The organism is Myxococcales bacterium (genome assembly GCA_023898405.1).
Classification (GTDB): Bacteria; Myxococcota; UBA727; order UBA727; family JABDBI01.
The window spans coordinates 1,206,388-1,219,553 of record CP060221.1; the positions used below are offsets into that span (position 1 = coordinate 1,206,388).

The 13,166-nt window shown below is 38.3% G+C and carries 14 protein-coding genes; 6 read left to right on the forward strand and 8 right to left on the reverse strand.

What is annotated here, in order from left to right; all coding sequences use genetic code 11:
• Positions 1–27: 27 nt before the first annotated feature.
• The 3 genes from H6731_05410 to radA all read right to left on the reverse strand — a co-directional run bounded on the left by H6731_05410 (position 28) and on the right by radA (position 5,962).
• Positions 28–1,998 (reverse strand): ATP-grasp domain-containing protein, encoded by a 1,971-nt coding sequence (locus H6731_05410; protein USN51845.1) that lies wholly within the window; start codon positions 1,996–1,998, stop codon positions 28–30.
• Positions 1,999–2,333: 335 nt separating this feature from the next.
• Complete coding sequence (locus H6731_05415) at positions 2,334–4,367, reverse strand: hypothetical protein (protein ID USN51846.1); 2,034 nt, start codon at positions 4,365–4,367, stop codon at positions 2,334–2,336.
• 236 nt (positions 4,368–4,603) lie between these two features.
• Entirely contained in the window at positions 4,604–5,962 is a 1,359-nt protein-coding gene (gene radA / locus H6731_05420) for a DNA repair protein RadA (protein USN51847.1), read from the reverse strand.
• A 90-nt stretch (positions 5,963–6,052) separates the two neighbouring features.
• Here radA and H6731_05425 point away from each other — a divergent pair, with 90 nt between their 5' ends.
• The 4 genes from H6731_05425 (at position 6,053) to queC (ending at position 8,816) form a co-directional block, all read left to right on the forward strand.
• The gene (locus tag H6731_05425; GenBank protein USN51848.1) at positions 6,053–6,661 is read left to right on the forward strand and encodes an RlmE family RNA methyltransferase; all 609 of its coding nucleotides are present in this window, start codon (positions 6,053–6,055) and stop codon (positions 6,659–6,661) included.
• Positions 6,636–7,379 (forward strand): molybdate ABC transporter substrate-binding protein, encoded by a 744-nt coding sequence (modA, locus tag H6731_05430; protein USN51849.1) that lies wholly within the window; start codon positions 6,636–6,638, stop codon positions 7,377–7,379. The genes H6731_05425 and modA overlap by 26 nt, the downstream gene beginning before the upstream one ends.
• The gene (locus H6731_05435; protein USN51850.1) at positions 7,369–8,043 is read left to right on the forward strand and encodes an ABC transporter permease subunit; all 675 of its coding nucleotides are present in this window, start codon (positions 7,369–7,371) and stop codon (positions 8,041–8,043) included. The genes modA and H6731_05435 overlap by 11 nt, the downstream gene beginning before the upstream one ends.
• A gap of 89 nt (positions 8,044–8,132) precedes the next feature.
• Positions 8,133–8,816, forward strand: coding sequence for a 7-cyano-7-deazaguanine synthase QueC (gene queC, locus H6731_05440; protein USN51851.1), 684 nt, complete (start codon positions 8,133–8,135; stop codon positions 8,814–8,816).
• A 43-nt stretch (positions 8,817–8,859) separates the two neighbouring features.
• Here queC and H6731_05445 read toward each other — a convergent pair whose 3' ends face one another.
• The 5 genes from H6731_05445 to mce form a co-directional block, all read right to left on the reverse strand.
• Positions 8,860–9,273 carry a hypothetical protein gene (locus H6731_05445; GenBank protein USN51852.1) on the reverse strand — a complete coding sequence of 138 codons (414 nt, stop codon included), beginning with the start codon at positions 9,271–9,273 and terminating at the stop codon, positions 8,860–8,862.
• Between the two features lie 19 nt (positions 9,274–9,292).
• Complete coding sequence (locus H6731_05450; GenBank protein USN51853.1) at positions 9,293–10,006, reverse strand: RING-HC finger protein; 714 nt, start codon at positions 10,004–10,006, stop codon at positions 9,293–9,295.
• A gap of 84 nt (positions 10,007–10,090) precedes the next feature.
• Positions 10,091–11,077, reverse strand: coding sequence for an NAD-dependent epimerase/dehydratase family protein (locus H6731_05455; GenBank protein ID USN51854.1), 987 nt, complete (start codon positions 11,075–11,077; stop codon positions 10,091–10,093).
• Positions 11,062–11,295 (reverse strand): membrane protein insertion efficiency factor YidD, encoded by a 234-nt coding sequence (gene yidD, locus H6731_05460; protein ID USN51855.1) that lies wholly within the window; start codon positions 11,293–11,295, stop codon positions 11,062–11,064. The genes H6731_05455 and yidD overlap by 16 nt, the downstream gene beginning before the upstream one ends.
• A 41-nt stretch (positions 11,296–11,336) precedes the next feature.
• The gene (gene mce / locus H6731_05465; protein USN51856.1) at positions 11,337–11,741 is read right to left on the reverse strand and encodes a methylmalonyl-CoA epimerase; all 405 of its coding nucleotides are present in this window, start codon (positions 11,739–11,741) and stop codon (positions 11,337–11,339) included.
• Positions 11,742–11,762: 21 nt separating this feature from the next.
• Here mce and H6731_05470 point away from each other — a divergent pair, with 21 nt between their 5' ends.
• Both H6731_05470 and H6731_05475 read left to right on the forward strand, forming a co-directional pair.
• Positions 11,763–12,911 carry a hypothetical protein gene (locus H6731_05470; GenBank protein ID USN51857.1) on the forward strand — a complete coding sequence of 383 codons (1,149 nt, stop codon included), beginning with the start codon at positions 11,763–11,765 and terminating at the stop codon, positions 12,909–12,911.
• A gap of 41 nt (positions 12,912–12,952) precedes the next feature.
• On the forward strand, positions 12,953–13,096 hold the full coding sequence (locus tag H6731_05475; protein USN51858.1) for a hypothetical protein: 144 nt from the start codon (positions 12,953–12,955) through the stop codon (positions 13,094–13,096).
• Positions 13,097–13,166: the final 70 nt, after the last annotated feature.

Here is a 13,166-nt window from a genome sequence, read left to right on the forward strand (position 1 = left end):
TGTTTTGTAGATAATCTTCAACGCCTTCTAATAAATAAATGTAATTCTTTTTTCCACCTCTCCATCGATTTCAGATAGCTCTTCTACATAGCCTTGATCTTCGTGGATCTCAAAACTAATCGTACTTTGGGAGCGCAACAGTGTGGAATCTTTTTCAGAATTGTTTTGGTATGTTTTTTCACTCTCTTTTTGAATTCTAGAGTAATTTTCGTAAGCTTTTAGTTCTGGCAGAGCTTCAATGTATTCCACTGCATCGGCAGTAAATTTATCAAACATATCTAGAGCCTCTTGAGAAGAATCTGCCGCACACACCACTCCGATTTTTCCAATACTAAAAGTATCATGATGAACGAGGCATCCTCTTGCAGTATCTTTGTTAAATGACAGTGGATGAGTACGTAAGTGTCTATAGAAAAGTTCTTGAATTTTTTCACGGAATGCTTTGGTTGCTACCAAAGGAATTTTCACATCATCAAAGGCCTTGATAAATCTTCCCCTTAATCTCCCCTCACCAATCAACATTTTCAATGCGTTGTAAGGATAGCTCGTCCCGGTATTTCTCACATTATTTTCTATAGCGTAGGCAAGACGCTCACCATATTGATTAGTAATGATAACAAAATCGGTACCAACATTTCCTCGTACACCAATCTCGCTTAGATGATGGGCTATCTTCTCACTCATCAATTCGATATTGCTTGAAGGATCGTCAAGCAAAGGAACAGGGCCTAATGATCCCTTAAAATCCTGAGCATCATCGCCATCACCCAAAATTTGATCGTAAGTATAGCGCATTGAAACCTGATTTTTTCCTGTGATCATGTAAACGGTAGCGGGCGAGGTAAAATCTTTTCCAACGATAAATTCCTCAACAATAGCACCGCCATTTTCTTCCTCAATTCTATCGATAAATCGTGGAGGAAATTCTTCTTCATTGTTGAATCGTTCTCTAATCATGGCTTTGGCATACTCTTCGTCCATATCTTTGCTGAAATCTTCAAACTTCATAACCTTGTTACCATAGCCGCCTGCCGATTCATCAAGCTTGAGTACAAGTTTGGGATAATCAATCTCCATCAAAAGATTATAGATATCGCGGGTAATGTCTTCTAAGGTGAAAGCTGGCTCATAAGTTCCTCGTGGATGCCTCACGCCTGCATCACGAAAGCTTTGCCTGCTTCGACTTTTTTTGATCTGATGTCCTTGAGAACTGGGATTGAGCAAATAAGGAAGCCTTAGCGATTGAGCATGTTTTTCCAAAGTCGGTCCTGTGAAATGTCCTGTGAAACCAACTAAAGTTGAGTTTTCAAATCTATTTCTCTCAAGCCTGTTAAGTATCTTTGGCACCTTGATTCGACGATAAGCATTCTTTCCTCTATACAAATAGCGATGCGGATCGCAACCTGCTTTTTTTCTACCTTTGGTGCTCAAGACATTGAAACGAAAAGTTTTTCTTTCAAACTGTAAAACCCGCTCATCGATCTGATTTTCATTCATATTCTCAAGTTCGCTGCGATGCGAAGTATAGTAAAGGTACTTTCTATATTCCTCGTTGATCCTGGCTGTTGTCTGATAGATAATCATCGATTTACCACCCATGTTGTTAATCTTGTCTGCAAGCAGATAAGTCATAGGAAAGGATCTTTTTTGTTTTTGCCTATTTCGCGGATTCATTTTTAACAATGAAGATTCAGAAAAACCCGATGCTAATAAAACATATCGACTTTTGTTATCTCTGCACATCTGAATAAAGTCTTCATCGAAATAATCGTACTGCGGCTCAACCACTTTATCTTCTACGATTTCACTCGAATCAATAGAGCTCGCGCTTGTACACGTTGATAGTGAAGATCTTATTGTGCTTGAAGTAGATGAGCTTTCTGAAAGATCATTTTCAAAGGATCTTTTTAGCTCATCCAGATAGCTGACTTTGAGATCATTTTCACTAAACGCCAAATATGAAAGAAAAAAAGTAAAAATAATTATTTTCTTGGGCATAGTTTGTCTTTCCTCAGGAAAAATGCCGCCATACTGGAATTAAATTCAATATGGCAACTAAAAGTTTCAATTTAATTCTTACTAATCAAGCAATTTAAAAAATAAATTTTGGTTCAAACCAAAACTATTTTCACTCATGGATTTATCCCTCAAAATAAATCGTTAAAAATAATATTATTTTCGAAGGTTTTTTGGCTTAAAAATTGAAACTATTTATTTGCTATTTAAAAATATTTTATTTTTAACTTTAAAAAAAGTTGCCATACCAAATAAAACAGCATGGCAACTTGTTAATTTTAAATAATTCTACTTATTAATACTGCAATAATTTCTCACTAAAACATATCATAATCTTCATCTCTCATGAATGCATCATTCACGTCAAACATAAGATCGTCATCTGGATTTATGTCATCTACTATTTCTCTTTGATTATTGGGATCTACTATAAATTTCTTACCTAGGAATCTTTCACCTTCAATAGAAAATGTTCCATAGCCATTAGGATTTGGCGGAAGTTTGCTTATAAAACTTTGCAAAACGAATTGGTTTGTTCTCAATCGACGAGAAATCTTGGCCAGCAAAGTGCTTGATTTAGACTTTGATTTTATTATTTTTGATTTATGTAGTTTTCGTAAATCAGATGAAATTTTATCAAGCTTGCGCTTGGTATTGAAGCGTATCAAAGCCACACATAGATTTTTATTTTTTAATGTGCCACGACAAATACTATGTGGATCGTCTTTTTTATCAAAATAAGTGTCGATCAGATCGTTGGCGACCATATCAAACAAGTGCTTATCTTCCACAGCTTCATCAATAACATGTTTCAGTGCTGGTGTATTTACCAATAATTTATAGCTAATACCTACATAACCGATCTGTTTTTTCTTTTTATAATCCGTATCAATAACAAAATCATTTACGCCTACCCGTTCACCTATTCTTTTGTTATACTTTCTAACTTTTTTCACCTTTACTTTGTCATTGCTAAAAGATATTTCCATAGCCAAGCGTAAATCACTTCTTTTCACAGTTTTTTCTTCTTGATTTTTAATTACACGCGCTGTCCCTTCAGCAATCTTGTTGTAATGCTGATTGGTATAGGCAAAATGTTTCCATTTTTTATGTTTGTTAGTCTTGGGTAAATTGATATGCCGATAGGCTCTTTGCTTAAAATAGCCTTTCGATGCAATGTTATTTTGCTTGCCATTTCTTTGATTAGCCGTACTTTGACTCATTTTTACTTGGTGCCATGACATACGGCCGCGTACTAAAAAAGGAATTCCACCTTGCAGATTTTTTGAAATCTTTTTTTGTTTCGTTGCTCTTCGAGTTAAAAGAGTAACATTGTCTTCATCACTATCTTGCGCAACAATTACTTTATTGTGCAGCGCATTTTTAAGAGCTTTACGACCTTCTTCTGTGCTGCGATCAAAAGTATATACCAGGGTTCCATCCCAATCTTTTAGCGCAGTACCTTCAATTTTTGTCAGAGGTAAGGCTTGAATACGCCCGGTTATACCAAAACCTCCGCCCCGGGTAAAAGCAACCCTCACTAAATTTTCATCTAACTTTTGGATATCTTTGGTCCATTTTCCAATCAATACTCCACCAGCACGGACATCGGGACTTACCACCGAAACCCCAGCATAGAGTGCAACCGCCATCATCCCACTTTCTCTTAAATTATCTCCAGGCTCCCATTTATCAAAATGCTTAGGCTTAGTTGGTGTTTTTAATTTTTTCATATCTTTTGCGTCATTATGATTGGAAGCCAATCTCTCGGAGTTACCACTGCTGGTAAACATCGCCTTCATCAGGACATTGTATTGCACAACATAGCTATTGGGATCAACGAAGCTCATGCCTGCTAAAAGACCAATATTAAAAGTACTATGATCCTGAACAAGAAAAGGGTTATCACAGCTTCCATGATCGAGATGAACAATCCGCCGTCCATATTTATCACTATCAGGAACCAACTCCACTTGTGGTTCTTGCTTATTTTCTTCCATTAGTTCTACAGGTGGGGGCAACAATTCATTATCAATGCTCACCAGTTGATCCTGGGATAAAAATTTTCCTTTCACATAAAGAGGTTTGGCCATAGGTTTAACAAGCGGCACAGCTGCCACAAAAGTTGGGATTCCTGGACGTAGCATTATCAATTTTCTACCCTTGCGATAATCCGCATAGGGCAGAAGTATGGGCAAACCAAAAATTTCAAAACCACCGGCACCACCATCGTTATTGTCATTGCCATCAAAATCAAAATCACCATGCGACTCGCTACCGGAAAAACTAGGTGAAAAAATTAAAGAGAAAAATGAAAAACAAAACAATATATTTCTTAAATATGGCCTCATAGTATATCCTTTGTCCGCTACTATCGGTCGCTTAGGATATCGGCCTTATCGTCTTGTTGGTGCTTATTAAAACAACATGTTAAATCAAAAAATAAAATCCTCTCAGTATTTAATTATCAAATTATTTTTAGATTTCTCATTCTGCGCATTACTCACCATTTAGTTATTTTGCTTAACTAATTATTTTGGCGGAATTTTTTTAAAATTTTTTCAGGCAGTTTTTTAAATACAGCCTCTCAATTCAAAAGCAATTCTATTGCTTCCTCGATCGTTGCTGGTCCTTTGAGACGAAGACCAAAATTATCTGATAAATGTTTAACCGAAACATGCGGCAGTAAGCCCTTATTAAAACCGAGACGCGCTGCCTCTTTTAGACGTTCGTTAATGCGAAATACACTACGAATTTCACCAGAAAGACCAAGCTCCCCACAACAAACCAAATCATAAGGAAGAGCAATATTTTTTATACTGGATACAATCGCTAAGGCCAAAGCAAGATCTAAAGCAGGCTCTTTGATATCAATTCCTCCGGCTACACTCACAAATAAATCCATGCGCGAAAGCATCAAGCCTGCATGTTTTTCCAAGACCGCAGCGATAACAGAACAGCGATTTGAATCAATACCTACGCAGGTTCTCCTTGGAGATCCAAACATAGTCTCAACCGCCAATGCCTGAATTTCAACCAACAAAGGCCGTGTTCCTTCCATTGCACAAAATACCGAGCTCCCCGGTTTATCTTTAGGCCTCTCAGCCAAAAAATATGCCGAAGGATTTTCAATACCTTTCAAGCCTGAAGCTCCCATTTCAAACAAACCAATCTCATTGGTTGAACCAAAACGATTTTTGTGTGCGCGCAACAAGCGATATTGATCACTGCGAGATTGTTCAAAGTAAAGAACTGTATCTACCATGTGCTCAAGCAATCGTGGCCCAGCAATCGCTCCATCTTTGGTGACATGGCCCACTAAAAAAGTGGCAATATTATTTGATTTGGCATAACGCACAACCTTAGCGGTAATTTCACGAATTTGCGCAACACTTCCTGCAGCCGAATCAAGCTCCGAGCTCATCAGTGTTTGCACTGAATCTACTACCAAAAAATCTGGGCGAAAATCTTGAGCAATATGAAGAGCTCTACCAATTTCTGTTTCTGACAAAAGAAATAATTTTTCGCTCAAAGCATTGAGCCGCTCAGCACTCAGACGAATTTGCTCTTTGGACTCCTCGCCAGAAATATACAAAACCTTGAGTCCCTGCTGCGCTAATTTGGAAGAAGCCATCTGCAAAAGTGTACTTTTTCCTGAGCCGGGCTCACCTCCGATAAGTGTCACTCCACCCAAAACGATGCCGCCCCCCAAAACTCTATCAAGCTCTTCAATACCAATAGCTCTACGGTTTCGCTCTACACCTTGAATTTCTGTTATGGCTTGTGGATGATCTATATTTTGTGAAACAAAACCTGAGTCTTGGCTTAGTTTTTCTTCCACCATGGTGTTCCAGCTTTGGCAGGCAGGGCAACGACCGTGCCATTTTTTTTCGCTGTGGCCGCACTCTTGGCACAAAAATGCGATGTTATGAGATTTTTTTTTCATAAATTTAGGCCCTTAAGCATGTGCCAAAAAATCAAACACGCAATCCAAAAAACCCCTTACGCGCGCGAAAATTTCAGCTAAAAGTTCACCATGGGCAATTTTACTACCAGAGATTTTTATTTTGACAAAGCGAAAGCTGGCGGCTTTAAGGCTCGCTCTGTTTTTAAACTTGAAGAAATTGATAAAAGCCTCAAACTCATCAAGACGAATTCAGTGGCACTTGACCTAGGGTGTGCACCAGGCTCTTGGCTGCAATATCTTGCGAAAAAAATTGGTCCTCATGGTGCAGCTCTCGGCATTGACTTAACTGAGGTCAAGGAAAAATTTCATAACAATATCAAAACCATTCAGGGTGATTGTTTTGACTTAAGTTTAGAAAAAATTGCTGAGTTGATGAGCGACCTGCAAAATCAATTTAATGGCCTTGATATCGTCCTAAGCGATATGGCTCCTAAAACCTGCGGCATTAAACATGTCGATCAAATCCGCAGCCTCAACTTAGCCGAAAAAGCTTTTGAAATTGCCAAAAAATTACTAAAGCCAGGCGGCCATGTGGTAATCAAAGTTTTTGATGGAGGAGAAGTTTCTCAATTAGTTGGCCAAATGAAAAAAGAATTCAAAATAGTTCGGCACATGCGCCCTAAGAGCGTTCGCTCTGTGAGCAAGGAATTTTATGTGGTGGGCTATAATAAAAAGTAGTGCTCTTTTACTTTTTTTGCTGTGTTCTTGCACGCGTCAGCCTGAATCTCGGCCACCGATTTTATATTTGGCATCAAGCCTATTGCCTCTTAAATCAGCTATCGAAACCAATCTTAAAAAAAATGTTTCCATGAAATTTTTGAACTCATCTGCCATTGCTCAACAGATCGAACAAGGATTTCCATGCGATGTTGTGATAGTTGCCGACAATAAATGGCAAAATTTTCTGATTGAAAGGAATCTTGTCGATAGTCACTCAAAAATTTTTGCCCGCAATAATTTAATTTTGGCAAAAAATAATTCTCAAACAATTTTTCTAACTTTGGAAAAATTAATTTCAAAACACGAAAAAATTATTGTAGCTGATCCAGATTATGTCCCTTTAGGGAGTTATACCAAGTCAGCTTTGGTGACTTTAGGATTATTTAAGCAACTCGAAAAAAACTTCATCAAAGCTCACAGTGCACAAGTAGCGCGCCTTTTACTTAAAGAGGGCGCTGCCAACTTTGCGTTTTTATACGCATCTGATGTTGATAACAAAAATATTTTTCAAGCCACTTTTATCGATGCCAAACTTCACCCACCCATTATCTATCCATTGCTGCAATGCAAAAAATCACAAAAAAATCACGCCCACCTGCTCAATTCATTTTTAATGTCTGATGAAATGCAAAAAATTTTAAAAAACAACGGATTTGGAGCGGCTCGTGAGCAGTGAACTCTTACTCATCCTATGGGTTTCACTTAAAGTCGCTTGTTTGAGCAGCATTATCGTCATGACAATTTCTTTATGCCTAGCTTTACTTTTTGATCGCAAGCACAACAGGTGGCTTAAATTATTAGAAATGCTGATTTATATCCCTATGGCCATGCCGCCGGTGGCACTTGGCTATGGACTTTTACTTTTGGTAGGCCCTAAATCTCATTTAGGTGCATGGCTTTATAAACTTAATATTGAAATCGCATTTAATTTTTGGGGTGCGGTGCTCGCCGCATCGATGGCTTCTTTGGGAATTGGGGTGCGAACAATGCGCACCGCTTTTTCACACTTGGATCCGCACTTTAGCGAAATAGCCTGCCTGCATGGAGCTCATTCATGGCAAATTTTTCGCCACATCCAATTGCCACTCCTAAGCCCGTCCTTAGCCGCAGGATTTTTGTTGGTTTTCATTCGATCTTTGGGTGAATTTGGTGCCACTATTTTTTTGGCAGGCAATACCTTAGGAGAAACGCGAACTTTAGCTCTTGCCATTTGGACTAACATGCAAATCCCTGGGCAAGAACAAAACACCAATATTTTGGTTTTCCTATCAATAACTGTTTGTTTTTCAGCTCTATTTTTATCTGAATTGCTCATAAAAAAATCAGACCGAAATTTTTAGAGAGCTTCAACCTCTTTTTAAAAGCATTGCCAAAAGCTTTTCAGATGTTAGAGCGATGGGGCTCCAAATGATTTTTTTAGGAATTTATTTTGAAAAATGCAGTTGTTTTACTTTCGGGTGGTTTGGATTCCAGTACCACTTTGGCTATTGCTCAGGCTCAAGGTTTTAATGTTAAAGCACTGACAATTTTTTATGGTCAACGCAATCAAGTTGAATTAGATGCAGCGCGGCGAGTAGTAAAACATTTTGCTGTGGACAAACATCAGGTCCTTGATTTGGACCTAAGAGCTTTTGGTGGTTCTTCGCTCACAGATAGCATTGAAGTCCTTGCCCATAGCGAAATATCAAGTGAGGCGATTCCGCAAACCTATGTGCCAGCCCGCAACACCATTATGCTATCCTTGGCTCTTGCCTATGCCGAAGTAAACCAAGCTTTTGATATTTTTTTTGGAGCCAATATTCATGATTACTCTGGCTATCCTGATTGTCGCCCTCATTACGTAGAGGCTTTTGAGAAAATGGCTAACCTGGCCACTAAAAGCGCTTGTGAAGGTGGCAACAAAATAACTATTCATACGCCATTGATCAATCTTACTAAGGCACAGATCATTAAACGCGGTATCGAGCTTGGAGTTGATTATTCCATAACTCACAGCTGCTATGATCCTGTAGGTGATCGTGCGTGCGGTAGATGTTCCGCTTGTTTTTATCGAACCAAGGGATTTAAGGATGCTGATATTCTAGATCCAACACCTTATGCTGCAACAAAATAATATAAGAGGCTACCCTTTTCATGGTAAAAAACTCTACGAGTTTTTATTTTTCACTAGGAAAAGATTGCATCACATTTAAGCATTGCGTGTGAAAAATTTTTCCATAATTCCCGTTAAAAAGACCCATTTTTTTTTCAAAAAAATATTCGATGTCGCTTAAAACAAATGGGTCCTTTTTGATCAATTTTTCAAACTCATCGAGTTGTTTTAGGCGCCTATTTACATGCTGACTCTTGGTGCTTCCTACCGCCTGGTGGCTGAGTTGGCACAGATAACATCCTAGTTGTTTGGGCAAAATCAAACGATAATTTTCGCAGGCTGTCAGTAATATTTTTCGCATAGCTTCATGATTATTTTCGTACGAAAAACTTTTCTCAGACTCTCTCACAGGTTCATCAATAGCAGCAACTGAATGACTATCTGCGCATACACCAAAAAAAGATATTAATTTACCCAAAAAAATAATCCATAAATATTTAGACTTCATGTTCATCATTTAAAAATACTTTCACAAAATTTTGGCACTCTTTGCGACAAACTGAACAATAGTTGTCGTTGCACTTCTCACACTCAATCATATGATTGCAGTCACAAAAGAGAATATTGGGCTGGGCATCTTTGCACTTGATACACGATGGACCTAAAGTTTTAATCTCAGCGAACGGCACACTTTGATCAATTTTTGTCCTACACAAAGGACACTCTCCATCCTCAATTTTTTTTATACAGAGCTCGCACGTTGGCATATGACCGCATGGCAATAAAATATGGCTGGGTTTTTTTTCCCAACATATAGAGCAGCTCGGTTCAATCAATTGATACTCTTTTTGCAGCTCCATCGTGTCACAAAAATTTTGAAAAAAATTTTTGGCATATTGATCTTCGAACGGCCCCAAATCATTCAAAAATTCCCGAGTAATAATTTCATCTTGCTCAGTACCTAAACGTTCTATAAGGTTATCAAGCGCAACTAACTTTCTTAGTTCTTCACGTCGCAACTGGGAACCAAAAACTTTATGTAAATACTTTGTGCAAACACACGCGTACTGATTGGGCAAATAAATTTTATAACCTTGAGCTAAAGCTATAAGTTGTTTTTTTATATTTTCTTTATTGTTTGGATAATCGTGTGACAATAGAGGAAAAGCTAAGAAAAAGAATGCAAAAAAATAATGCAATGGTGTTCTCAAAGATAGTACCTTCAATCCTTCTAAGGGCTTAGGATTAAAACTTCTGAAATAATTAAAATAATCCCCTAGAAAATGAAATTTAAATTACGAATCCGAGTGCTGTTTTTCATAGGCTTCATTAATTTCTTGGAGAATCGCTTTAAGTGAAACGAGCGGCTTAAAACCAAGATCCTCACGCGCACGCCTATCGTCAATGATCGAAGAAAATTTAAGATGCTCAATCTCTCCCACAGGAAAACTCGATTGGCGAGAAAAAAATGTTCCTGCCGTCAGCAGCTTCAGCATTTTTTCCGGCAGCGCAATAGTAGGGCGACGAAGAGCCTTGATAATGCGTGAAAGCGGAGCAACATCTGGACCTGCAATATTAAATACCCCTCGGGCCTTTGAGTTGAGGCTCAAAATAATAGCTTTTATCAAATCCGATTCATGTAACAGCTGAAGCATGGGATCAAAACCCAAAATAGTCGGAATGGTATCGAGTTTTAAATAACGCGATGGAGCATTTCTTAGATGAGGCCCTACTATGTGACATGGCCTTAAAATAATTGTTTGAGTTTTAGGTTGCTTCCAAAAAAATGATTGAACCATCATATCCAAAGATACAAGATCCCGAAACTCAGGACTTTTATTGGCGCCATGAAGCTGCGTGTCTTCGTTTAATAAACCTTGGGTATTGGGTGATGGACCATAGAGATTTGCTGTAGATAGAAAAATAAATTTTTTGACGTTGAGTTGTTCAGCAAGTGTCAATAATTGCGAGGTAGACTCAAGGTTAAAATAATAGGCATTAGCTCTTTTTTTTCTGTGAATTTGGGGACTTCTGATAATTCCTAAATGAATAATGCTTTGAGGTTTTATCTTTCTTAAAACCTCCAAAGCTGATTTTCTTCTTAGATCCAAAGGGTAGTGAGAAAGACCTTCGGGGATAGGCTCCAAAGGTCTTCGATCAACTCCAAAAAGACTCAAGCGCTGATCTTTTAATAATTCTTTGACTAAGTTTCTTCCCAATGCTCCAGCATTGCCTGTGATAAGCACTCGTTGTGTTTTTGACGAAATTATTTTTTCTTGCATGGTGGCACCGGATCGAAGCCTCCCTCATGAAAAGGATGGCACTTTAGCAATCTTTTAATTGTTAAATACATTCCTAAGAACAGGCCCCCGCTAGAAAACGCTGTGTAAGCATAACTTGAACAAGTTGGATAAAAGCGGCAACGAGGACCAAGAAGCGGACTGATAAAACGCTGATAACTGCGGATCAATAGCAATACTGAAGTGACAACAAGATTCATGCCATGAGTATGAATGTTTATTGGGTACGGTAAAGAGAGGCTTATTTTTCTACAAGTTCAATTAAAACACCGCTGCTTGATTTGGGATGTATAAAATTTATTTTTGTTTGATGCGCACCTGATTGCGGTAAATCATACGTAAGTTTAACCCCTTGGCTTAGAGCCTGCTCACTTGAATTTTTTATATTTGTAGTGGCAAAGGCAACATGGTGTAGACCTGGTCCTCTTTTTTTGAGAGAAGCCGAAATTTCAGAGTTTTCATTGATGGGCTCTATGAGCTCTATGCAGCTTTGCCCCATTTTGATAAAAGCTGTTCGAATTCCTCTCTCAGGCACTTCCTCTATGTGGGAAATTTTTAGTCCAAGTGCCTGTTCATAAAAATCTTTCACATCATCAATGCGGTTGACGGTTATGGCAATGTGATCGATATGTGAGATGTTAGTCATGGTATTACTCCGGTGTTAGCTATGTTTCGTTTGCTAAATGTTTTTGTTTACACGTTTTTATTTATTTTAACTGCTTGTGTTCCTGCCACTAAAAACATACAAATTCTTGCTCCTTCTTCCTTTGAGGAGCCTCGAAATTTTACCCCTCCGCCAACGCCAGATGCTTCGGAAAATCAATCTGCTTCTGATAAACCCCCACGCAGAATTTTTTTTCAACGAATAGAAGTTTCTATTCCGCTAGACTTGCCAGAAGGATCGGGCTTATTAAATGCTGATGTATATCGCCCAGAAAAAAAGTCGCTCCCAAAAACACTTGTAATCATTGTGCCTGGTTCGGGAAATATATCTCGTAGAGGGGAAACTGCCGGAGATGGTATCGACAGCTATGAGGAGCCTGTCGAACTCAGTTCTAGTTGGGCTCATGCTTTGGTAGAACAGGGCTATTTTGTCTTGAGCTATGACAAACGCACATGCACAAAAGCTATCAGTACTTTATGTCAGAACAATCCACAAAAAGATATCGAGGAACAAGGTATAACTGCTTTAGCTCGAGACCTTGACCAAGTTTATGAATATGCAAAATCAAAACTTACTTTAAACGACAAAAATGTTCGGATTGTTTTGTTAACATCCACTCAAGGAGCACAGGTCATCTCCCTTTCTAAAAGCGCTCAAGATGCAAGTGGCATAGTTCTTTTATCTCCTATTGTTGGCTCTTTGGAAGAAATGTGGGTAACAGGGCTTAATCGCGCATTCGAAGAAAGCAAAGATTTTCATCGCAAAAATAGATTGGGAAACCAAAAAGAAAGCATGAAAGAATTTTTTAGTTCTTTTAAAGCAGGCAGGTTTCCTGATGGTGCAAATATTCGAGGAGCAAGCGTACAATTTTGGCGCAGCTGGATAGGAGCAAGTCCTAAAACAATTCCACTGCTTCTTGTGAATAAGCGCCCCATGCTCGCTTTATTCAGCAACAAAGATGTGTTTTCTTCACAAGAAATGCTGGGAAACCTAAAAAAATCGAGTGCTGCTCACCCGGAATTTTTGATAAAAAATATTAGTAAGTTCGACCGCAATTTTATAGAAGATAATATGATTGCTCAGACTGCAGTTGATGAAGTTGTAACTTTCATACAAAAGCTTCCAACAGTTCGTCTTTTGAATTACTTTTAAATAGACTAAAAAAACTTTTTTAATACACACAAGAAAAGTTTATGAATTTTACATGTAAGACTGGAGATAGATGCTCTACATTGCTTGCTGATGTAAAACCTAAACGCTACATCTACGTAATACATAAAAAGATCTCATCTGCTGATAGCTACGATTTTTCTTTTAAGGGCGGCAATCTTCATTAATTGTTATTTTGCTCCTAAAAGTATGAAATGGCTCATACAGAGTGCTTGGCTTAGAAAGCATACTGTTAGG

Coding starts and splice junctions, on each gene's coding strand:
- H6731_05410 (USN51845.1), bottom strand. CDS start 1,998: ATGCCCAAGAAAATAATTATTTTTACTTTTTTTCTTTCATATTTGGCG.
- H6731_05415 (USN51846.1), bottom strand. CDS start 4,367: ATGAGGCCATATTTAAGAAATATATTGTTTTGTTTTTCATTTTTCTCT.
- radA (USN51847.1), bottom strand. CDS start 5,962: ATGAAAAAAAAATCTCATAACATCGCATTTTTGTGCCAAGAGTGCGGC.
- H6731_05425 (USN51848.1), top strand. CDS start 6,053: ATGGGCAATTTTACTACCAGAGATTTTTATTTTGACAAAGCGAAAGCT.
- modA (USN51849.1), top strand. CDS start 6,636: ATGTGGTGGGCTATAATAAAAAGTAGTGCTCTTTTACTTTTTTTGCTG.
- H6731_05455 (USN51854.1), bottom strand. CDS start 11,077: ATGCAAGAAAAAATAATTTCGTCAAAAACACAACGAGTGCTTATCACA.
- yidD (USN51855.1), bottom strand. CDS start 11,295: ATGAATCTTGTTGTCACTTCAGTATTGCTATTGATCCGCAGTTATCAG.
- mce (USN51856.1), bottom strand. CDS start 11,741: ATGACTAACATCTCACATATCGATCACATTGCCATAACCGTCAACCGC.
- H6731_05470 (USN51857.1), top strand. CDS start 11,763: ATGTTTCGTTTGCTAAATGTTTTTGTTTACACGTTTTTATTTATTTTA.
- H6731_05475 (USN51858.1), top strand. CDS start 12,953: ATGAATTTTACATGTAAGACTGGAGATAGATGCTCTACATTGCTTGCT.